Origin of the sequence: Streptomyces sp. NPDC014995, assembly GCF_043080745.1 — a bacterium.
Taxonomy (GTDB): Bacteria; Actinomycetota; Actinomycetes; order Streptomycetales; family Streptomycetaceae; genus Streptomyces.
In genome coordinates this window covers 145,829-166,148 of record NZ_JBIBVX010000016.1, presented here as the reverse complement: position 1 = coordinate 166,148, position 20,320 = coordinate 145,829, and the positions used below count along the sequence as shown (strand labels likewise).

Below are 20,320 nucleotides of genomic sequence, written 5' to 3'. Positions count from 1 at the left end.
ATGACCACGTTCGCCCAGGGGCCCGCCGCCATCGCGGAGTTGGGGGAGTGGCAGCGTGCGCAGCGCGCCCAGTTCCCGATCATCACCGGTCACCCGGACCTGGCCTATCTGGACAGCGCGGCCACCGCCCAGAAGCCACAGGCCGTGCTCGACGCCGTCCAGTCCTACCTCACCACGGCCAACGCCAACGCCGGTCGCGGCACGTACCCGTGGGCCAACCGCACCACCGCCCTGGTCGAGCAGACCCGCGACCGGGTCAGGCGGTTCCTGGACGATCCGGCCCCGGAGCACTCCGCCGTGCACTTCACCAGCGGCACCACCGAGGGACTGCGCACCATCGCCCGCGACTGGCTCCCGGGACTGCTCACCGACGGCGACGAGATCGTCGTACCGGTCGCCGACCACCGGGCCAACATCGAGCCGTGGCTGGAGATCCAACGCGAGACGGCCCGCCGGGGCGTCCACGTCCGTGTCCTGCCCATGCCCTACCAGCGGGCGTCCGGCGACTACGACCACACCGCCCTCGCACGCCTGGCCGGGCCGCGCACCAGATTCGTCGCCGTCACCCACGTCCACCACGTCTACGGCGGCGACATGAACATCCACCGCATCCGGCAGGCGGTCGGCCCGGACGCGGTCATCTGCCTGGACGCCGCGCAGAGCGTCGGACACCTGCCGGTGTCCGTGACCGAACTGGACGTGGACTTCGTCGTGTTCTCCGGGCACAAGGCCCTCGCGCTGCCCGGCACGGGCGCCGTCTGGGCCCGTCAGGCGCGCGGCCCGGCGTTCACCCCGGGCGGCTGGTCGGGCACTCCCAACACCGTGGGCATCGCCTCCCTGGCCGCCGCCCTGAACTGGCTCGAGGCCGCCGGCACCGACCGCGTCGAACGCTGGACGGTGGCGCTCACCGCCCGCCTCACCGAGGGGCTGCGCCACCTGGACGCCTACGAGATCCTCGGCTGCCGGGCCAGCCTGGCGGCCGACTCGCCGGTCCAGCGGCGCCAGGGCATCGTCACCTTCCGGCACCGTGAGATCAGCTCCGGTGACCTGGGCTTCATCCTCTTCAGCCACGGCCTCATGGTCCGCTCCGACCACCACTGCCAGGGCAGCGCGGGCGAGGAGAGCGAGTCGGTGCGGGTGAGCGTGCACGTGTACAACACCGCCGAGGAGATCGACCGGCTCCTGTCCGTCCTTGCCACCCCGGGGTGACGCGACCCGCAAAGCGGAATGGAAACCGTTTCCACCGGTAGAGTCCCGTCGAGAAGGAACGCAGGCGCGAAACGGCAAGGTGGCACGACCGGATGGGGCTGAGCCTGGAGACGGCCGAAAAATGGGTGGAGCGCTGGGAACTCCAGCAGCAGCGGTACGCCGTCGACCGCGAGGACCGCTTCACGGTGATCGCCGACATCGTCGAGCACATCACCGCGGACCGCACGGGCAGGCCGCTGCTCGTCGATCTGGGCTGCGGACCCGGCTCGCTGGCGGCCCGGCTGGCCCGCCGGCTGCCCGACGCGGACATCGTGGCCGTCGACCAGGACCCCCTGCTGCTCGAACTCGCCCGCACGCACCACGCCGACGCGGCCCGATACGTCGACACGGTGATCGGCGAGAACGGCTGGACGCAGGCCCTGAACCTCGACCGTCCCCTGGACGCGGCCGTTTCGACGACCGCCCTGCACTACCTGAGCGTGGACGCCCTGCGCCGCACCTACCACCACCTCGCGGCGCTGCTGCGGCCCGGCGGTGTCCTCGTCAACGGTGATCACCTGCCGCAGGACGACGCCGTGCTGGCCGAGGTCACCGGGTGCGTCGGACGCCGCCGGGCCGAGCGGCAACGGGCCCTCACCCACGAGGACTGGCACTCCTGGTGGGCGGCGGTCGCCGAGGATCCCGAACTGGCCGACCTCCTCGCCGAACGCCGAAGGCGGCAGCCGGCCGGCGGCACCGACAGCGCCGCCCGCCTGTCCCTGTCCGCTCACCTCCACCTGCTGCGCCGGGCGGGGTTCCGGCGGGCCGGCGCCGTCTGGCAGTACGGCGACAGCTGCGTCGTCGTCGCGATCCGCTGACCCTCCGACCGGCTCGGCCGTGGCGCAACTCCTGGGCGGCGAGGCCCTGGCCGGTGGCCTTCGGGGGCGTAGGCTCCCGATCCGACACCGGAGCAGCTCGCCAGGATTGTCCGCGTCGGCTGGTTCGGCAACGACCTTGCCGAGGACGCCCGGGACTACCGCATCGACGCCGAGAAAGGCGATGGGACCAATGTGGTCGGCGTCCGATACCGGGACGCCTCGGGTACGTGGCGGGTGAAGACCCTCGCGAGTGGGGAATCGGAGAACGGCGGCGGGCATTCGGAGGGAAACCTGCTGAACTTCCTCAAGCAGGAAAAGGTTCCCTCGGCGGCTACATCGAGACCCGTACCTACGTCTTCGGTGGCGTCGACTTCAGTGACCTCTCCTTCGACAAGGTCGACGGCGATGGCTTCGAGCGTCGGTGGTCGGGCAGGTCACAGAACGTCCAGCAGTCCCTGACCACACCCGTGACCGGGAAAGCGGGAGACGCGGAGGCCTGGCTGGGCGGCAACAGTCCGGGCTCGACGGCCCAAGGCCCCGGCATCCTGGAGAGGCTCGGTGACGGCGACCTTGTCGTCCGGCTGCTGGTCGCCGCCGGGTGCTGTGTCCTCCTCGCGGTCTCACTGAGGTCGGTCCACCGGTTGCGCGGCCGCCGCTCGGCCAACCGCTCCCAGCAGTGGGGGCGCTGAGCATCCCGGCGGGGCCGGCACCGCCGGGTGAGCGCGCGCCCAGCCGTACGGGAGGACGGCGGTCAGGCCGCCGGCCCCGTGCCCAACCCGGCTGGGCGCCCTCCAAGGAGCGCCCCGCCGGCCCGCGGCACGGCGGGAGGCGGCCGACGCGGGCCACGAGAACCGGGGCCGGAAACCGGTGCCGGACCGGGTCAGCCCAGCTTGCGGAAGAGTCCCTCCTGTACCACCGACACCACCAATTGGCCCTCCCGGTCGTAGATCCGGCCGCGGGCCAGGCCGCGACCGCCGACCGCGATGGGTGACTCCTGGTCGTACAGAAGCCACTCGTCCGCGCGGAACGGCCGGTGGAACCACATGGCGTGGTCCAGCGACGCCATGTCGAAGTTCCGCGGACCCCACAGAGGTTCCACCGGGAGACGGACGGCGTCCAGGAGGGTCATGTCGCTGGCGTACGTCAGCGCGCAGGTGTGCACGAGCGGGTCGTCGCCGAGCGGACCGACCGCGCGCATCCACACCGCGCTGCGCGGCTCGGCGTCCTTGACCTCCTCGGGGCTCCAGCGCAGCCCGTCCGCGTACCGGATGTCGAAGGGCTGACGGCGCGCCATCCGCTCCAACTGCTCCGGCAACCCGCCCAGATGCTTCCGCACCTCGTCCGCGACCGTCGGCAGGGACTCCGGATCCGGGACCTCACGGGCCGGCGGCAGCTGGTGCTCGAAGGGACCTTCCTCGGGCTTGTGGAAGGAGGCGGTGAGGTTGAAGATCGTGCGGCCCTGCTGCACGGCGGTGACCCGGCGCGTGGTGAACGACCGCCCGTCCCGTACCCGCTCGACCTGGTACACGATCGGCACACCCGGCCGGCCCGGGCGCAGGAAGTACGCGTGCAGCGAGTGCACCGGCCGGTCGCCTTCCGTGGTCCGGCCGGCCGCGACCAGCGCCTGGCCCGCCACCTGCCCGCCGAAGACCCGCTGCAGGGACTCCTGCGGGCTCCGGCCGCGGAAGATGTTGACCTCGATCTGCTCCAGGTCGAGCAGGTCGACGAGCCTCTCGGCGGGATTCGTCATCGGTGCGCTTCTCCTGTGCCTGCTTCTGCGCTCACAACTGGCCTACGTCGGTGACACGGACGATCGCGCGGCCCTCCGCGTCGGAGGCCGTCAGGTCGACCTCGGCGCTGATGCCCCAGTCGTGATCGTCGTTGGGGTCGTCGAAGATCTGGCGGACGCGCCACAGCCCGTTCTGCGGCTCCTCCTGGATGACGAGCAGCTTGGGACCGCGGGCGTCCGGGCCGGTGCCGAGGTCGTCGTACTCGTCCCAGTACTTGTCCATCGCCTCGCCCCACGCGTCCGCGTCCCAGCCGGAGTCGGCGTCCATCTCCCCGAGCTCGTCGACCTGGTCGAGGGCGGCGAGCTCGACGCGCCGGAACATCGCGTTGCGGACGAGGACGCGGAAAGCGCGCGCGTTGGCGGTGACCGGCTTGACCTCGTCGGCCTTCTCCTGGGCCTCCTCGGCGGTCATCTCCTCCGGGTTGGCCAGCTGCTCCCACTCGTCCAGCAGACTGGAGTCGACCTGGCGCACCATCTCGCCCAGCCACTCGATCAGGTCCTGCAGGTCCTCGGACTTGAGGTCGTCCGGGACGGTGTGGTCCAGGGCCTTGTAGGCGCTGGCCAGGTAGCGCAGCACGATGCCCTCGGTGCGGGCGAGCTCGTAGTGGGACACCAGCTCGGTGAAGGACATGGCCCGCTCGTACATGTCGCGGATCACCGACTTCGGCGACAGCGGATGGTCGCCGACCCACGGGTGGCTCTTGCGGTACGTGTTGTACGCGTGGAAGAGCAGCTCCTCCAGCGGCTTCGGGTAGGTGATGTCCTGGAGGCGTTCCATGCGCTCCTCGTACTCGACGCCGTCCGCCTTCATCGCGGCGACCGCCTCGCCGCGCGCCTTGTTCTGCTGGGCGGCGAGGATCTGACGCGGGTCGTCGAGCGTCGACTCCACGACGGAGACCATGTCGAGCGCGTAGGACGGCGACTCCGGGTCGAGCAGTTCGAACGCGGCCAGCGCGAAGGTGGACAGCGGCTGGTTGAGCGCGAAGTCCTGCTGGAGGTCCACGGTGAGGCGGACGACGCGGCCCGTGGCGTCCGGCTCGTCGAGCTTCTCCACGATCCCGCCGTCCAGCAGCGAGCGGTAGATCGCGATCGCGCGCCTGATGTGCCGCAGCTGCTGCTTGCGCGGCTCGTGGTTGTCCTCCAGCAGGTGCCGCATCGCCTCGAAGGCGTTGCCGGGGCGGGCGATCACGGACAGCAGCATCGTGTGGGTGACGCGGAAGCGGGACGTCAGCGGCTCCGGGTCGGAGTCGATGAGCTTCTCGAAGGTGTTCTCCGTCCAGCCGACGAAGCCCTCCGGCGCCTTCTTGCGCACCACCTTGCGGCGCTTCTTCGGGTCGTCGCCGGCCTTGGCGAGCGCCTTCTCGTTCTCGATGACGTGCTCGGGCGCCTGCGCGACCACGAGCCCCGCCGTGTCGAAGCCGGCCCGGCCGGCCCGGCCCGCGATCTGGTGGAACTCCCGCGCCCGCAGCGTGCGCACGCGGTTGCCGTCGTACTTGGTCAGCGCCGTGAACAGCACCGTCCGGATGGGCACGTTGACGCCGACGCCGAGCGTGTCCGTACCGCAGATCACCTTCAGCAGACCGGCCTGGGCGAGCTTCTCCACCAGGCGCCGGTACTTGGGCAGCATGCCGGCGTGGTGCACACCGATGCCGTGCCGCACGTACCGCGAGAGGTTGCGGCCGAACTTCGTGGTGAAGCGGAAGTTGCCGATCAGCTCCGCGATCTGCTCCTTCTCCTCACGCGAGCACATGTTGATGCTCATCAGCGCCTGCGCCCGCTCCACCGCCTGCGCCTGCGTGAAGTGCACGATGTAGACGGGCGCCTGCTTCGTCTCCAGCAGGTCGGTGAGGGTCTCCGTGAGCGGTGAGTACCGGTACTCGTAGGACAGCGGCACGGGCCGGGTCGCCGAGCGGACCACCGCGGTGGGGCGGCCGGTACGGCGGGTGAGGTCCTTCTCGAAGAAGGACACGTCGCCGAGCGTCGCCGACATGAGGACGAACTGCGCCTGGGGCAGTTCCAGAATCGGGATCTGCCAGGCCCAGCCGCGGTCGCCCTCCGCGTAGAAGTGGAACTCGTCCATGACGACCTGGCCGACGTCCGCGTGCTTGCCGTCGCGCAGCGCGATCGAGGCGAGCACCTCGGCGGTGCAGCAGATGACCGGGGCGTCGGCGTTGACGGAGGCGTCGCCGGTCAGCATGCCGACGTTCTCCGTGCCGAAGAGCTTGCACAGCTCGAAGAACTTCTCCGACACCAGCGCCTTGATCGGCGCCGTGTAGAAGGTGACCTCGTCCCGGGCGAGGGCCGCGAAGTGCGCACCCGCCGCGATCATGCTCTTGCCCGAGCCGGTGGGCGTCGAGACGATCACGTTCGCGCCGGAGACCGCCTCGATCAGCGCCTCCTCCTGGTGGGGGTAGAGCGTGAGACCGCGCTCCTGGGCCCAGGACTCGAAGGCGTCGTACAGGGCGTCGGGATCTGCGGTCGGCGGCAACTGATCGATGAGGGTCACGACCCCATCTTGCCTGCCCCGGCGCCCGAGGGGGGAATCGGATGCCGGCCCGAAGATCACGGCAGCTACGCTGTGTCGCCGACGGAGCGTCATCGCACCCGGTCAACTGGACAGCGGTACACGAGGAATGGGGCGGGCAACGGCCATGATGGGACCAGCACACTCACTGTCGGGCGCCGCCGCCTGGCTCGGCGTCGGTGCCGCGGCCGCCGCGGCCGGGCACACGATGCCCTGGCCGGTCCTCCTGTGCGGTGCGCTCATCTGTGCCGGCGCCGCGCTCGCTCCCGATCTCGACCACAAGGCCGCGACCATCTCCCGGGCCTTCGGTCCCGTCTCGCGCTGGCTGTGCGAGGTCGTGGACAAGCTCTCCTACGCCGTCTACAAGGGCACGAAGAAGCAGGGCGACCCACGTCGCTCCGGCGGGCACCGCACGCTGACGCACACCTGGCTGTGGGCGGTCATGATCGGCGCGGGCACCTCGGTGCTGGCGATCACCGGTGGCCGGTGGGCGGTGCTGGCGATCCTCTTCGTGCACATGGTGCTGGCGATCGAGGGCCTGCTGTGGCGGGCGACGCGCGGTTCCAGCAGCGACGTACTGGTGTGGCTGCTGGCGGCGACCAGCGCGTGGATCCTGGCCGGGGTCCTGGACAAGCCCGGCAACGGCGCGGACTGGCTGTTCACCGAGCCCGGCCAGCAGTACCTGTGGCTGGGCCTGCCGATCCTGCTGGGCGCCCTCGTGCACGACATCGGCGACGCGCTGACCGTCTCGGGCTGCCCGATACTGTGGCCCATCCCGATCGGGCGCAAGCGCTGGTACCCGGTGGGTCCGCCCAAGGCGATGCGGTTCCGGGCGGGCAGCTGGGTCGAGCTGAGGGTGCTGATGCCGGTGTTCATGGTGCTCGGGGGAGTGGGCGGCGCGGCCGCGCTCAACGTCATCTGAACCCCGCCCTCGGCCGGGGGGGGCGGCTCAGGTCGGCGTGCCCTCGCCGTAGCGGCGCGCGAAGCGGGCGATGCGGCCCTCCGTGTCCACCGTGCGGGCCTTGCCGGTGTAGAACGGGTGGCTCTCCGAGGAGATCTCCACGTCCACGACCGGGTAGGTCTCGCCGTCGTCCCACTCGATCGTCTGCGCGCTGGTCGCGGTGGACCGGGTCAGGAAGGCGTAACCGGCGGCGCGGTCACGGAAGACGACCGGGTGGTAGTCGGGGTGCTTGTCCTGCTGCATGGGTGCTCCTCGTGCGGTGGGGGAGAGCGGGCCGGACCCGGGGCGGCCGCGTCAGCCGGACACGGCCTCCTCGTCGACGATGTGCATCGCGGCCTCCTCAGCCGAGGCGGCCGCGCCGTCGATGCCCACGTCCGTGGCGACCAGGGCGCTCTCCTCGTCCTCGTGGGCTCCCTCGTCCGGTGCCACGAGCCGACCGGAGCGGACGGAGCCGACCTCGTTGTCCAGGAGTTCCCCGTCGGTGCCGTCGCAGTCACCGAGACCGTCGCCGTCGGGTACGACCGGGTCGGGCAGTTCCTCCGCCAGCCGCTGGTCGAGGGTCTCGCCCTGCCGGCGCTCGGCGGCCGTCACGCCGGTGTGCTCCACGGCCCAGGGCCGCTCAGGAGGCGACCAGCCCCGGTCCAGGGGGTCGCCGACACCGTCGTTCTCGAGCGTGTCCTCCGCGTCGAGCAGTCCCGCGTCGTCCTGGATCTCGGATGCGTCGGGCTGGTAGACGTCGTCCCCCCATCCTTCGTCGCTGTTCACGGGTACCTCCAGGAGGTGACGGGCCCGTCCTCACCGCGGTCGGCGGTGGGAGACCGCCGCACGGGGCACCGGCCGAGCGTGGCAGGTGCCGGACGGACCAGCCCCGCTGCCATCCGCGGGTGCCGCTCTCCAGCGTTCCACCCCGCTTCGGGGACGCGCAACGGCAGCGGGGGTGCGGCGGCCGAAGCGGGGCACGGGGGCGGGGCCCAGCCGCCCCCTCCGACGCCTCCCGAGTCCCGTCCAACGCCTTCCGGGGTCGGCCTCTGGCGGGCCGGAAACGGAGTCCGGCCCGCCAGAGGCCGACCCCGGCCCCGATGCCCATGCCGGCGCCTGACTCCGCACCGGCGTCGGCGTCGGCACGGGCTCTGTCCCGAGGTCCGCCCCGGCACCGGCGCCGGTACGGGCCCCGTCCCCGAGGTCCGCCCCGGCACCGGACAGAAACCGCGTCCAGGCCCAGCGTCGGCATGGGCTCCCGGTCCCGGCACCGGCCGCAGTGTCACCCCGCTCACCCGTGCCAAGACCGCCAGAGCGCCGCGTAGGCCCCGCCCGCCGCGACCAGGTCCGCATGGCTGCCGAGTTCGCTGATACGGCCCTTCTCGACGACGGCGATGACGTCGGCGTCGTGGGCGGTGTGGAGGCGGTGGGCGATGGCGATGACGGTGCGGCCGTCCAGGACGCGGGCCAGGGACCGCTCCAGGTGACGGGCGGCGCGTGGGTCGAGCAGTGAGGTCGCCTCGTCGAGGACCAGCGTGTGCGGGTCGGCCAGCACCAGCCGGGCCAGCGCGATCTGCTGGGCCTGGGCCGGGGTGAGCGCCAGCCCGCCCGAGCCGACCTCGGTGTCGAGGCCGTCGTCCAGCGCGCGGGCCCAGCCGTCCGCGTCCACCGCGGCCAGCGCGGCCCACAGCCGGGCGTCCTCCGTGTCCTCCACGTCCTCGGCGTCCTCGGCGTCCGCGGTGGACACCGCGTCCACGGCACCGATCGTGCCGTGGCCCACCGGGCCGGGGCGCTCGGGCTCCGACCCGGCCGGCACGTCCTCGGCGTCCTCCGGGGCCGGGGCGTCCTCGTCGGCCCGGAGCCGGGGGTGGGGCAGGGCGAGCCGGAGGTTGTCGCGCAGCGAGCCCACGAAGACGTGGTGCTCCTGGTTGACCAGCGCCACGTGCGAGCGGACCCGTTCGGCGGTCATGCGGGACAGTTCGGCCCCGCCGAGGGCGACCCGGCCGTCCCTCGGTGCGTAGATGCCGGCGAGGAGCCGGCCCAGTGTGGACTTGCCCGCGCCCGAGGGGCCGACCAGGGCCAGCCGGGTGCCGGGAGCGACCTCCAGCGACACCTTGCGCAGGACGTCGACGCCCTCGCGGTAGCCGAAGTGGACCCGGTCGGCGAGCACGTCACGGCCGTCCGGTTCCAGCGCGGCGTCCCCGGCGTCCGGCTCGATGTCGCGCACCCCGACGAGGCGGGCCAGCGACACCTGCGCCACCTGCAGCTCGTCGTACCAGCGCAGGATCAGGTTGACCGGGTCGACGAGCATCTGGGCCAGGAGCGCGCCCGTCGTGAGCTGGCCGACGCCGATCCAGCCCTGCAGGACGAACGCCCCGCCGAGCATGAGAACCGAGCCGAGGACGGTGACGTGCACGACGTTGATGACGGGAAAGAGCACCGACCGCAGCCACATCGTGTACCGCTCCCAGGCCGTCCACTGCCTGATCCTCAGCTCGGACAGCTCGACGCGGCGGTCGCCGAGGCGGTGAGCCTCCACGGTGCGCCCGGCGTCCACGGTCTCGGCGAGGGCGGCGGCCACGGCGGCGTACCCGGCGGCCTCCGAGCGGTAGCCGGACGGCGCCCGCCTGAAGTACCAGCGGCAGCCGGCCACCAGCAGTGGCACCGCGACCAGCACGGCCGGCGCCAGCGGCGGTGCCGTGACGACGAGCCCGCCGAGCAGCAGCGCCACCCACATCGCGCCGATCGTCAGCTGGGGGACGGCCTCGCGCATGGCGTTGGCCAGCCGGTCGATGTCCGTGGTGATGCGGGACAGCAGGTCGCCCGTCCCGGCCCGTTCCAGCACGCCCGGCGGCAGGCGGACCGACCGTACGAGGAAGTCCTCGCGCAGGTCGGCCAGCATCCGCTCGCCGAGCATCGCGCCGCGCAGCCGCACCTGCCGTACGAAGGCCGCCTGGACGAGCAGGGCGAGCAGGAACAGGGCGGCGGTCAGCTCCAGATGGAGTTCGCGCGTCCCGCCGGACAGCCGTTCCACGAGGTCGCCCAGGAGCCACGGGCCCACCATCGAGGCGACCGTGGCGACCGTGTTGACGGCGACGAGGAGCAGGAAGGCGCCCCGGTGCCGGCGCAACAGTTCCGCCACGTAGGCGCGTACGGTCGCGGGGGCGCCGACCGGCAGCGTGTTGGCCGTGGTCGGTGCCGCCGGGTCGTACGCCGGTGGCGCCACGCCGATCATGCGGTCTCCTCGATCTCTCGCAGTTCGTTGTTCTCGAGTTCCTTGAACACACCGCTCAGCGCGGCCTCTTCGTCGGTCTCCCGGGTCACCACCGCGCGGTAGCGCGGCTCGGTGCGCAGCAGGTCGCGGTGGACGCCGACCGCCGCGGTCCGGCCCTCGTCCACGAGGACGACCCGGTCCGCGCGGTCCAGGAGCAGCGGGGACGAGGTGAACACCACCGTCGTGCGCCCGGTCCGCAGCTCTCGCAGCCCCTCGGCCACCCGTGCCTCGGTGTGCGAGTCGACGGCGGAGGTGGGTTCGTCCAGGACGAGGACCTCCGGGTCGGTGAACAGCGACCGGGCCAGGGCCAGCCGCTGGCGCTGGCCGCCGGACAGGGAGCGGCCGCGTTCGGTGATGCGTGCGTCCATCGGGTCGTCGGCGTCGAGGGAGCCCTGGACGAGCGCCTCGAGCACGTCCCCGCACTGGGCGGCCGCCAGTGCCGCCGCCGCGTCGACGTCGCCCGAGGCCGGCACGTCGAGCAGGTCGCGCAGCGAACCGGACAGCAGCACCGGGTCCTTGTCCTGGACGAGGACGGCGGTGCGCGCGCAGTCCAGCGGCAGTTCGTCCAGCGGAACTCCGCCGAGCAGCACCGACGGGCCGTTCTCCGAGGGGTGTCCGCCCAGGCGTTCCGCCAGCCGCCCGGCCGCGTCGGGGTCGCCGCACACCACGGCGGTGAGGCGGCCGGCCGGTGCGAGCAGTCCGGTGGCGGGGTCGTACAGGTCGCCGGAGGGAAGGTCCGCCGCGCGTGATCCGCCGACGTCCGTGACGCGTTCCAGGGACAGCACGCGGGCGGCCCGTTTCGCCGACGGGCGGGAGAAGGAGTAGGCCATCGCGATCTCCTCGAAGTGCCTGAGGGGATAGGTCAGGACCATCACGGAGCTGTAGACGGTGACGAGTTCACCGACGGAGATCCGGCCCTCGCGGGCCAGATGGACGCCGTAGAACACGACCGCGATCAGCAGCAGGCCCGGCAGCAGTACCTGGATGGCGGTGATCAGGGACCACATGCGGGCGCTGCGCACGGCCGCGTGCCGGACTTCCTGGGAGGCGCGTCGGTAGCGGTCGAGGAACAGCTCCTCGCCGCCGATGCCGCGCAGCACCCGCAGGCCGGCCACGGTGTCCGAGGCCAGTTCGGTGGCGCGTCCGGCCTTCTCGCGCTGGAAGTCGGCCCGACGGGTCGCGCGGGGCAGCAGGGGCAGCACCGCGAACGCGACGACGGGCAGGCCCACGGCGACCACCACGCCGAGGGCCGGCTGGTAGACCACGAGGCCGACGCAGACCAGCAGGACCGTGAGGGCCGCGGCGGTGAACCGCGACACGGCCTCCACGAACCAGCCGATCTTCTCGACGTCTCCGGTGGAGACGGCCACGACCTCGCCGGCGGCGACCCGCCGACTCAGCGCGGAGCCCAGCTGCGCGGCCTTGCGTGCGAGGAGCTGCTGGATACGGGCGGCCGCGGTGATCCAGTTGGTGACCGCGGCGCGGTGCAGGAAGGTGTCCCCGATGGCGGTGGCCGCGCCGAACAGGGCCATCAGCGCGCCGGCGAGGGCGAGCCGCGAGCCGGAGCGGTCGACGACGGCCTCGACGGCGAACCCGACGCAGAACGGCTGCGCCGAGACGGCCACGAAGTGCAGCAGTCCCCAGGCCAGTGATCTGAACTGGCCGCCGAGCTGGTTGCGGCCGAGCCACCACATGAAGCGAGGCCCCGAGCGTGCGTCCGGCATACCTGGGTCGGGATACGGAAGGTCTTGGATCTGCATGACGTCCCAGTGGCTCGTGTCAGGAGTGAAAGGGGGGAGGGGGCGAGGGGACAACGGACGGTGGGGGAGTCCGCGAGGAGTGGCGGTAACAAACCGTGAAAGGTTCGCGTCGCGGGGTGGTCAAAATCAACCGGTTTTCCACGCCGGCTATTGGCAGCTTCGGATATTCAGACGTGAGGGAGAGGGCCGTGGACCGGGCGAGAGCCGCTTCTGGGCACGGAGGCTGGCCCGGGCATACTCTCCCCATGACTACTGGGTAGCGTCCCTCGGGTGAATCTTCACCTCATCAACGATGTGCCCGACGGCCTGACCCGACGAGCGCGATCCTTTGTCGGCACGCATGGCGTCAAGGTCGATGTTCGCCCCGTCGAGGGGCACAGGCAGTGGTGGCTTGAGCGGGACATCCCAGCAGCGCTGATCGATCGAATGGCGGCCTACCAAGAGCGATGGGGCGGTCTGCTCTTGCCACCCGCACCGCAGTACGACGGAGGCCCCAAGTACCTCGATCCGGACTCCCCTGAAGCAGACTGCGCAGGGTGGTGGTTCGAAGCCGGGATGCAGCGGACCGCAGTCCCCTACTCATTCATGATCAGTCCGTCTGGCGAGTTCGGAATCCAGGCAGAGAGGTGGGCACCCCTCCACGCAACCATCGAGGGCTGGGTGGAATCGCTCGCCTTGGCTCACCACGCATCTATGTGGGCAAAACAGGTCACCAAGCTCGTCGGCGATGACGTCGATGCCATCAAGCTGAACGGCTACGCGCCGGTGCGCGAGGTGATGGGCCTCGCAGACACTTGGTGGAGAGGGCCCGACTCACTGGTGGCTCTATACACCGGGGAGGCCACGTCACTCGACTTCCCCAGGGGCCGCATCGCAGTGATCTACTCCGGCCTCGATGAGTGGGGACTGCGAGGAGGCGTGGACGACGATGACTGACCTTGTCGTTAACCTCGTCTCGGTTGGGGGTAGATGTGGAGCAGTCGGTCTTTGAATCCGTCAGATACTCCGCTGTGTGCCAGGACTGCGATGCGGAGCTGGAGTGCTGGGGAGTTCAGGCCCTGGTGGATGGCCGGTTGCGCTGGGACGTTGAGTCAACCTGTATCACTTGCGGATTTGCTGTAGCCGCGTGCGGTGGCGCTGTACCGGCAGAACGGCGGGACCAGATGCTCTCCGAGCATGGACCCGCGTGGCTGCGGGTGAGCACTCCGCCGACGACGAGCGTCGCCATCATGCGCGTGCTGCGGGTCGCGCTCGGCATTGACCTGATGAACGCCAGGGCTGTGCTGCGCCGTGTGTTGGATGGTGACTATTCAGGAACGCTTCCCGAGATGGAGTACCTGGCTCGCGCGCTTCGGCAGTCCGGCATCCCTGCTGCGGCTATTCGCCCTTAAGGGTCTGATCTGGCGATCTCTGCTGCGTAGGCGTTTCTGACGGCCCCGGCCGCCCAGCGCTCGGCAGCCGAAGGGCTGATCCCCAGCAGGCGTTGGAGAACCCCTGGAGGGATCTGTGTGCAGAGGTCGAGCAAGGCCGAGCATCGTCCCGCTCCAGAAGGAAGCCCGATGCTGCGGAGTCGTCGACCGAGATTCCGGCCGGTCATCGGCCTTCCGGGCATCTGCAGCGATGGGAAGAACCAGGCACGTTGAGCTCGTTCGACATCACTGTGCGTTCGTGGTCGCGTGCGATGTCGACGAGTTGGAGAACCAGGCTGTCCATGGGCGGCTGGATCCTCAGCGGGATCTTGTTGAGACGGAGGGCGACGCCGTTCTCGTCGTGGATGACGTGGTCGACGGTCAGGCGGCAGGTCCTCGCGGGGAACTGGCCATAGAGCAGAACCATCAGCCCGGCGACGCGGTCCCTGGTCTCGATGGAGTCGTCGTTCAGGAGCCGTCTGGCGGTCGCCCAACGTTCGTCGGCGTCGAGCGGGCGGTGGAAGATCCGCTGTGGCTTGGTGGGGATGCTGATACGGGTGGCGAACTTGCTGCAGACCGCCCAGCGGACGAACGGCCTTGCATCGTAAGGGCCTTGGTGGTCTGCCGAAGTAAGCCAGAGGTCGATGAGGGGCTGCTGGCAGGTCGCCAACGTCTCCCCGTGGTCCTTGATCCAGGTCAGGAAGTTGATGGCCTTGGCGATCTGGGTCTGGACGATGTCGTTTGTTTAGGCGGAGATCGACTTGCCGCGGGCCCGTCGCCGAATGCGAGCGATGCGGTCCCAGCGGACGAACGCGGTGATCAGGCGGCGGTCCTCCAGATCCTTCGTCGTTCGCCTGCGCACCGGCGGCAGAGCCCGAAGTGGAACAGCCGCTCGACCGTTCCGCACTGCTGGCAGGGCTTTTGGGCCTCGGGGGCCTTCTCGCAGCAGTTCTCGCAGATGGGTCCCCGCGCGGTCCGGCGGTAACGCGGGAGGGGCGTCCGCAGTCGGTGCAGGGCTCCAGCTTGCGTGAGCATGCCCGGCAGCGAGGGGCGTCGGTCTTGGCGAACATGCAGCCGCGGAGCTTGCCGCAGAAGCCGCACTGGACCACCGGCGGTTTGAGGCAGACACCACAGAGCGGCCCGTCGGCGGTGCGGGCTGCGACGGCATCGAGCCGACCGCAGACACCACATTTTTCCTGGCCGGCGGGCTCCCCCCGGCGGCAGGTGATGCAGATCGGGGCTCCGTCCTCGTCGCGACCGGCGACCGGGCGATGGCGTCCGCACCACTCGCAAGGCTCGGCCTTCGCGCGGTTGTAGTAGGTCCCGCAGACCCGCATCCGCTTGATCGAGTGCGTCAGCCGGACCGCGCGGTCACAGCGCGGGCACTTCGGTGCCGGAACGCCCTCGGCTCCGGCCCGATGTAGCCGGTCGATCAGCAGCACGGTCCGCGGCGAGTAGTGGGGAGCCTGTCCCATCAAGAGGCCCGGCTCGTTCTGGACATCTGCTCCCCGGTGACCTCAGTAATCACTGTCTTGAGCAGGGCGTTGTCGAGCCCGAGGCCGGACAGGTGGCTCAGCAGGTCGGCGACCGGGGCCTCAGTGCAGTCGGACTTGAAGCAGTAGCGGCAGACCTCACGGCCGAAGCGATCCAGACCGTAGCGCGGGGTCTCGCCGTTGCCACAGGCTCTGCAGGACCAACCCTTTGCCCGCGTGCGGTAGTTGCCGCATGAAGAACAGATCCGCAGTCCGGAGTAGTGGGTGTTCGTCAGCGGCGCGAGGTTGCCGCAGAGCGCGCAGGGCGGGCGGACAACGTGGACGGCGCCGCCCTCCTGCAAGAGGCGAATCAAGCGCTCGACCGAAGCCGGGCCTTCGGCCCGGCCCGAGGTCAGCAGACTGGGATCGCCGTCGAGGACCCGGGCCAGCCGGACGGCGGCCGCTTTGGCCCGGACCAACTGGGCTATCGCGGCCTGGACGATCTCCGGCGGCAGATCCGGTTCGACCGCGGCGACCAGCTCGCCGATCACCGCCTGCGAGTCGACGGCGGTCCGGGCAGACGCGGTCACGACCGGGTGGTCCGGGCCCGCTTGGGCCGGAAGTCCTCTTTCCCGTCATGGCGAGGAGACGCGTCATCGCGGGCACCGCCGCGACCGAGACCCCGACCTCGTCACCGATCCGCCAACCCGCCGACGCGCCCGCCGAGTTCGGCACCGACCGGCACGACCCCCTCCCCGCCGCGCCGCCCGTCACCGAGCCCCACACCGTCGAGGTGTCCGTCGTGGGCGTGCCCGAGGGGCGGAGCGGTTGGAGCGCACCGGTCAACGTGCTCGTCCGGCAGGACCCGGCCCGGCAGGACGCGGCCAGGTCCGTCGTGGGCGGGCGGCTCGTCCGGCGGGAGGCGGGCGACCTCACCGACTCCCGCACCCGCACGGCCGGTTCGGAACACCGGGTGGACACCGAGGGCGGCCGGCGGAACCGTGATGTGTGGCAGGTACTGGGACTTGTGTGCGTGCGGTGTGTCACTCGAGGCGGTTTTACGCGTCGGAAACGCGGAGGTCTTCCCCGCGAGCGACTCACCCACCAGAGTGGATCTCCACGGAAACTGCTTTCCGTATCGCAGAAGTCCCGCTCGGCTTCCGTGAGTCGTCGTCCCTTCTAGGAGTGCTCGTGCCGCAGTCCGTACCGTCCCTGCCGCGACGCGCCGCACGCATGCTGCGTACCTCTCTCTTCGCGCAGGTCGCCTGCGCGCTCGTCCTCGGAGTCGTCGTCGGAAGGCTGTGGCCCGACGTGGCCACCGACCTCAAACCGCTCGGCGACGGTTTCACCCGGCTCATCAAGACGGTGATCTCGCCGCTCGTGTTCTGTGTGGTCGTCGTCGGCATCGCCAAGGCCGGTGACCTGAGGGCGTTCGGCCGGATCGGGCTCAAGGCCCTGATCTGGTTCGAGGTCGCGTCCACGGCCGCCCTGATCATCGGTCTGGTCGCTGCCAACGTTGTCCGGCCCGGCTCGGGGATGAACGTCGACCCGTCCACGCTCGACGCCTCGGCGGTCGACGCGAAGACGGGCGGCGGTTCACTGCCCTCGACGACCGAGTTCGTCGTGAACGCGCTGCCCACCAGCTTCATCGGCGCCTTCGCCGAGAACTCCCTGCTCCAGGTGCTGGTGCTGGCCTGCCTGGTGGGGGCGGCCCTGCTGCACCTCGGGCACACCAAGGTGCCGCAGGTCCTGCCCGCCGTCGAGCAGGCCCAGGAGATCATCTTCGCCGTCGTCGGCTTCGTCATGCGGCTCGCCCCGATCGCCGTCTTCGGCGCGATGGCCGTCCTGGTCGGCCAGTACGGGCTCGGCGTGATGAAGACGTACGCCAAGCTGATCATCCTGTGCTACGTGGCCGCGGCGCTGTTCATCGCGCTGCTCGCGGTCGCCCTGCGGATGGTCGCCGGGCTGAGCCTGTGGAAGTTCCTGCGCTACATCCGTGAGGAGATGCTGCTCGCGCTCGGCACCGCCTCCACCGAATCCGTCATGCCGCGGGTGATGCAGAAGCTGCGCAAGGCCGGTGCCCGCGACGACGCGGTGGGCCTGGTGCTGCCGACGGGATACTCGTTCAACCTCGACGGCGCCTCGCTCTACCTGTCCATCGGCACGCTGTTCATCGCCCAGGCCGTGGGCGTGGACCTCAGCGCGGGACAGCAGATCACCGTGATCCTGGTGCTGATGCTGACCAGCAAGGGTATGGCGGGCATCCCCGGCTCGGCCTTCCTCGCCCTGTCCGCGACCGCCTCCTCGCTGGGGGCCATCCCCGCCGGTGCCGTCGCCCTGCTGCTGGGCGTGGACCGCATCATGGACTCGATGCGTGTCGTCACGAACCTGCTCGGCAACTGCGTGGCGGTCTTCGCCGTCTCCCGCTGGGAGGGCGCGCTGGACATGGACCGGGCGAGGAAGGTGCTGGACCGGGAGATCCCGCCCGGGGAGGACGAGGACAAGGGCGGCTCCGAACCCCCGGTCGGCGAGGGGGCCCCCGCCACCCCGCCCGCTCCCGAAGAGGTCTCCGCCGCGGGCGTGCCGGCCCAGCCGACGGCCAAGGAGCCCGCATCCGGGGCGAGCTGACGCGGTCTCGGGCACACGGGTCGCGGCCACCACTGCGGCAGTACGCGGTGGTGGCCGCGGCCCGTCTCCGTTGACGGGCCAGGGGCGGCTCAGCACCGCTGTGCCGCGGTCCCGTCGATCAACGTGTCCAGCAACTCCCCGAGCACCGCCCGCTCCACGTCGGTCAGCGGAGCCAGGATCTCCCGCGCGGCCGACTGGCGCGCCCGGCGCAGCTCGCGCAGCGAGTCGCGGCCCTCGTCCGTCAGCTCGATGCGGATCACCCGGCGGTTCGTCGGATCCGGGACCCGGCGTACCTTGCCGCTCGCCTCCAGCCCGTCGACCAGCGTGGTCACCGCACGCGGAACGACCTCCAGGCGCTCGGCGAGGTCCGCCATACGGGGTGGCGCGCCGAAGTGGGCGAGAGTGCGCAGCAGGCGGGACTGGGCCGGGGTGACGCCCAGCTCGGACAGCTCCAGATGGCGCTTCTGGATGCGGTGCACCCGGCGGGTGAACCTCAGCAGCTGCTCGGCGAGCGCGCCGTCGGGATCGGGGGTGGTCATGCGGGAACAATATCAGGATGTTGTTCATTGTGAGTATAGGTAACAATGAGCTACGCTCCCTCAGTCCCGCTCACTCACCTCACCGTAGGAGCCCATGCACCCCGACCGACCGGACCCCTGGACCCCACCTGGCGACGCCGGAGAACAGCCCCGCCAGGTGCGCCGCATCCTGAAGCTCTTCCGCCCCTACCGCGGCCGGCTCGCGGTCGTCGGCCTGCTGGTCGCCGCCTCGTCGCTGGTCTCGGTCGCCACGCCGTTCCTGCTCAAGGAGATCCTCGACGTCGCCATCCCCGAGGGGCGCACGGGCCTGCTGAGCCTGCTCGCCCTCGGCATGATCCTCAGCGCCGTCCTCGCCGGCGTCTTCGGCGTCCTGCAGACCCTGATCTCCACGACGGTCGGCCAGCGCGTCATGCACGACCTGCGCACCGCCGTCTACGGCCGCCTCCAGCGCATGTCCCTCGCGTTCTTCACGCGCACGCGCACCGGCGAGGTGCAGTCCCGCATCGCCAACGACATCGGCGGCATGCAGGCGACCGTCACCTCCACCGCCACCTCCCTGGTCTCCAACTTCACCAGCGTGCTCGCCACGATCGTCGCCATGGTCGCCCTCGACTGGCGCCTGACCGTCGTCTCGCTGCTGCTCCTGCCGGTCTTCGTGTGGATCAGCCGCCGCGTCGGCGACGAACGCAGGAAGATCACCACCCGGCGCCAGAAGCAGATGGCCGCCATGGCCGCCACCGTCACCGAGTCCCTGTCGGTCAGCGGCATCCTGCTCGGCCGCACCATGGGCCGCGCCGACTCCCTCACCCGGTCCTTCGCCGACGAGTCCGAGCGGCTGGTCGACCTCGAGGTGAGGTCGAACATGGCCGGCCGGTGGCGCATGGCCGTGATCGGGATCGTCATGTCCGCCATGCCGGCCTTCATCTACTGGGCCGCGGGCATGGCACTCCAGCTCGGCGGCCCGGACGTCTCGCTCGGCACGATCGTCGCCTTCGTCTCGCTCCAGCAGGGCCTGTTCCGCCCCGCCGTCAGCCTCCTGTCGACGGGCGTGCAGATCCAGACCTCGCTCGCGCTCTTCCAGCGCATCTTCGAGTACCTCGACCTCCCCGTCGACATCACCGAGCGCCCCGACCCGGTCCGCCTCGACCGGGTCAAGGGCGAGATCCGCTTCGAGGACGTGGAGTTCCGCTACGACAACGACGACGACACGGCCCGGCCGGTCCTCGACGGCATCGACGTCACCGTCCCGGCGGGCGGCAGTCTGGCGATCGTCGGTCCGACGGGCGCCGGCAAGTCCACGCTGGGCTACCTGGTGCCGCGTCTGTACGACGTGACGGACGGCCGGGTCACCCTCGACGGCGTCGACGTCCGCGACCTCGACTTCGACACCCTCGCGCGCGCGGTCGGCGTCGTCTCGCAGGAGACGTACCTCTTCCACGCCTCGGTCGCGGAGAACCTGCGCTTCGCCAAGCCGGACGCCACCGACGAGGAGCTGTACGCGGCGGCGCGGGCGGCCCAGATCCACGATCACATCGCCGCCCTGCCCGACGGGTACGACACGGTCGTCGGCGAGCGCGGCCACCGTTTCTCCGGCGGGGAGAAGCAGCGTCTGGCCATCGCCCGCACCATCCTGCGCGATCCGCCGGTGCTGATCCTCGACGAGGCGACCAGCGCCCTGGACACCCGCACCGAGCACGCGGTCCAGGAGGCCATCGACGCGCTCTCGGCCAACCGCACCACGCTCACCATCGCCCACCGGCTGTCCACCATTCGGAGTGCCGACCAGATCGTGGTCCTGGACGCCGGCCGGGTGGCCGAACGGGGGACGCACGAGGAGTTGTTGGCGCGGGGCGGACGGTACGCGGCTCTGGTGCGCAGGGATGCCCGACTGGAGCCGACAAGATGAAGATATGCCAGGT

The 20,320-nt window shown here is 70.9% G+C and carries 17 protein-coding genes and 1 pseudogene; 9 read left to right on the top strand and 9 right to left on the bottom strand.

What is annotated here, in order from left to right; all coding sequences use genetic code 11:
- The 3 genes from ACF1A1_RS29910 to ACF1A1_RS29900 all read left to right on the top strand — a co-directional run bounded on the left by ACF1A1_RS29910 (position 1) and on the right by ACF1A1_RS29900 (position 2,755).
- Positions 1 to 1,209 carry an aminotransferase class V-fold PLP-dependent enzyme gene (locus ACF1A1_RS29910; protein ID WP_392004125.1) on the top strand — a complete coding sequence of 403 codons (1,209 nt, stop codon included), beginning with the start codon at positions 1 to 3 and terminating at the stop codon, positions 1,207 to 1,209.
- 92 nt (positions 1,210 to 1,301) lie between these two features.
- A complete protein-coding gene (locus tag ACF1A1_RS29905) occupies positions 1,302 to 2,066 on the top strand; it encodes a class I SAM-dependent methyltransferase (RefSeq protein ID WP_392004124.1) in 765 nt (254 codons plus the stop codon).
- 227 nt (positions 2,067 to 2,293) lie between these two features.
- Complete coding sequence (locus ACF1A1_RS29900; protein ID WP_392004123.1) at positions 2,294 to 2,755, top strand: hypothetical protein; 462 nt, start codon at positions 2,294 to 2,296, stop codon at positions 2,753 to 2,755.
- A 191-nt stretch (positions 2,756 to 2,946) separates the two neighbouring features.
- Here ACF1A1_RS29900 and ACF1A1_RS29895 read toward each other — a convergent pair whose 3' ends face one another.
- Positions 2,947 to 3,816 (bottom strand): acyl-CoA thioesterase, encoded by an 870-nt coding sequence (locus tag ACF1A1_RS29895; RefSeq protein WP_392004122.1) that lies wholly within the window; start codon positions 3,814 to 3,816, stop codon positions 2,947 to 2,949.
- Between the two features lie 31 nt (positions 3,817 to 3,847).
- On the bottom strand, positions 3,848 to 6,361 hold the full coding sequence (locus ACF1A1_RS29890) for a DEAD/DEAH box helicase (RefSeq protein WP_392004121.1): 2,514 nt from the start codon (positions 6,359 to 6,361) through the stop codon (positions 3,848 to 3,850).
- A 145-nt stretch (positions 6,362 to 6,506) separates the two neighbouring features.
- On the opposite strand from ACF1A1_RS29890, the gene ACF1A1_RS29885 reads away from it, so the two are divergent.
- On the top strand, positions 6,507 to 7,301 hold the full coding sequence (locus ACF1A1_RS29885; RefSeq protein ID WP_392004120.1) for a metal-dependent hydrolase: 795 nt from the start codon (positions 6,507 to 6,509) through the stop codon (positions 7,299 to 7,301).
- Between the two features lie 27 nt (positions 7,302 to 7,328).
- Here ACF1A1_RS29885 and ACF1A1_RS29880 read toward each other — a convergent pair whose 3' ends face one another.
- The 4 genes from ACF1A1_RS29880 to ACF1A1_RS29865 all read right to left on the bottom strand — a co-directional run bounded on the left by ACF1A1_RS29880 (position 7,329) and on the right by ACF1A1_RS29865 (position 12,353).
- Positions 7,329 to 7,583, bottom strand: coding sequence for a type B 50S ribosomal protein L31 (locus ACF1A1_RS29880; RefSeq protein WP_392004119.1), 255 nt, complete (start codon positions 7,581 to 7,583; stop codon positions 7,329 to 7,331).
- A gap of 51 nt (positions 7,584 to 7,634) precedes the next feature.
- Positions 7,635 to 8,105: a DUF5709 domain-containing protein gene (locus ACF1A1_RS29875; protein WP_392004118.1), complete on the bottom strand. Its 471-nt coding sequence runs from the start codon at positions 8,103 to 8,105 to the stop codon at positions 7,635 to 7,637.
- 505 nt (positions 8,106 to 8,610) lie between these two features.
- Positions 8,611 to 10,554, bottom strand: coding sequence for an ABC transporter ATP-binding protein (locus ACF1A1_RS29870; RefSeq protein ID WP_392004117.1), 1,944 nt, complete (start codon positions 10,552 to 10,554; stop codon positions 8,611 to 8,613).
- Positions 10,551 to 12,353: an ABC transporter transmembrane domain-containing protein gene (locus ACF1A1_RS29865; protein ID WP_392004116.1), complete on the bottom strand. Its 1,803-nt coding sequence runs from the start codon at positions 12,351 to 12,353 to the stop codon at positions 10,551 to 10,553. Before ACF1A1_RS29865 ends, ACF1A1_RS29870 begins: the two co-directional genes overlap by 4 nt.
- Positions 12,354 to 12,623: 270 nt before the next feature.
- On the opposite strand from ACF1A1_RS29865, the gene ACF1A1_RS29860 reads away from it, so the two are divergent.
- The gene (locus ACF1A1_RS29860) at positions 12,624 to 13,289 is read left to right on the top strand and encodes a hypothetical protein (RefSeq protein WP_392004115.1); all 666 of its coding nucleotides are present in this window, start codon (positions 12,624 to 12,626) and stop codon (positions 13,287 to 13,289) included.
- Between the two features lie 227 nt (positions 13,290 to 13,516).
- Complete coding sequence (locus tag ACF1A1_RS29855) at positions 13,517 to 13,744, top strand: hypothetical protein (protein WP_392004114.1); 228 nt, start codon at positions 13,517 to 13,519, stop codon at positions 13,742 to 13,744.
- Positions 13,745 to 13,946: 202 nt separating this feature from the next.
- On the opposite strand, the gene ACF1A1_RS29850 is transcribed toward ACF1A1_RS29855, so the two are convergent.
- Together ACF1A1_RS29850 and ACF1A1_RS29845 are read right to left on the bottom strand one after the other, a co-directional pair.
- Complete coding sequence (locus tag ACF1A1_RS29850) at positions 13,947 to 14,432, bottom strand: hypothetical protein (protein ID WP_392004113.1); 486 nt, start codon at positions 14,430 to 14,432, stop codon at positions 13,947 to 13,949.
- Between the two features lie 804 nt (positions 14,433 to 15,236).
- Complete coding sequence (locus tag ACF1A1_RS29845) at positions 15,237 to 15,824, bottom strand: hypothetical protein (protein ID WP_392004112.1); 588 nt, start codon at positions 15,822 to 15,824, stop codon at positions 15,237 to 15,239.
- Positions 15,825 to 16,012: 188 nt separating this feature from the next.
- On the opposite strand from ACF1A1_RS29845, the pseudogene ACF1A1_RS29840 reads away from it, so the two are divergent.
- Positions 16,013 to 16,231, top strand: a pseudogene (locus ACF1A1_RS29840) (peptide-N4-asparagine amidase); the annotation flags it as partial.
- A gap of 194 nt (positions 16,232 to 16,425) precedes the next feature.
- Complete coding sequence (locus ACF1A1_RS29835) at positions 16,426 to 17,862, top strand: cation:dicarboxylate symporter family transporter (RefSeq protein WP_392004111.1); 1,437 nt, start codon at positions 16,426 to 16,428, stop codon at positions 17,860 to 17,862.
- An 89-nt stretch (positions 17,863 to 17,951) separates the two neighbouring features.
- On the opposite strand, the gene ACF1A1_RS29830 is transcribed toward ACF1A1_RS29835, so the two are convergent.
- The gene (locus ACF1A1_RS29830; protein ID WP_392004110.1) at positions 17,952 to 18,401 is read right to left on the bottom strand and encodes a MarR family winged helix-turn-helix transcriptional regulator; all 450 of its coding nucleotides are present in this window, start codon (positions 18,399 to 18,401) and stop codon (positions 17,952 to 17,954) included.
- A gap of 94 nt (positions 18,402 to 18,495) precedes the next feature.
- Here ACF1A1_RS29830 and ACF1A1_RS29825 point away from each other — a divergent pair, with 94 nt between their 5' ends.
- Positions 18,496 to 20,307, top strand: coding sequence for an ABC transporter ATP-binding protein (locus ACF1A1_RS29825; RefSeq protein ID WP_392004109.1), 1,812 nt, complete (start codon positions 18,496 to 18,498; stop codon positions 20,305 to 20,307).
- Positions 20,308 to 20,320: the final 13 nt, after the last annotated feature.

Bases quoted from the DNA above. Each gene is read 5' to 3' on its own strand.
- ACF1A1_RS29910 (WP_392004125.1), top strand. From the start codon at position 1: ATGACCACGTTCGCCCAGGGGCCCGCCGCCATCGCGGAGTTGGGGGAG.
- ACF1A1_RS29905 (WP_392004124.1), top strand. From the start codon at position 1,302: ATGGGGCTGAGCCTGGAGACGGCCGAAAAATGGGTGGAGCGCTGGGAA.
- ACF1A1_RS29895 (WP_392004122.1), bottom strand. From the start codon at position 3,816: ATGACGAATCCCGCCGAGAGGCTCGTCGACCTGCTCGACCTGGAGCAG.
- ACF1A1_RS29885 (WP_392004120.1), top strand. From the start codon at position 6,507: ATGATGGGACCAGCACACTCACTGTCGGGCGCCGCCGCCTGGCTCGGC.
- ACF1A1_RS29880 (WP_392004119.1), bottom strand. From the start codon at position 7,583: ATGCAGCAGGACAAGCACCCCGACTACCACCCGGTCGTCTTCCGTGAC.
- ACF1A1_RS29870 (WP_392004117.1), bottom strand. From the start codon at position 10,554: ATGATCGGCGTGGCGCCACCGGCGTACGACCCGGCGGCACCGACCACG.
- ACF1A1_RS29865 (WP_392004116.1), bottom strand. From the start codon at position 12,353: ATGCAGATCCAAGACCTTCCGTATCCCGACCCAGGTATGCCGGACGCA.
- ACF1A1_RS29855 (WP_392004114.1), top strand. From the start codon at position 13,517: ATGCTCTCCGAGCATGGACCCGCGTGGCTGCGGGTGAGCACTCCGCCG.
- ACF1A1_RS29830 (WP_392004110.1), bottom strand. From the start codon at position 18,401: ATGACCACCCCCGATCCCGACGGCGCGCTCGCCGAGCAGCTGCTGAGG.
- ACF1A1_RS29825 (WP_392004109.1), top strand. From the start codon at position 18,496: ATGCACCCCGACCGACCGGACCCCTGGACCCCACCTGGCGACGCCGGA.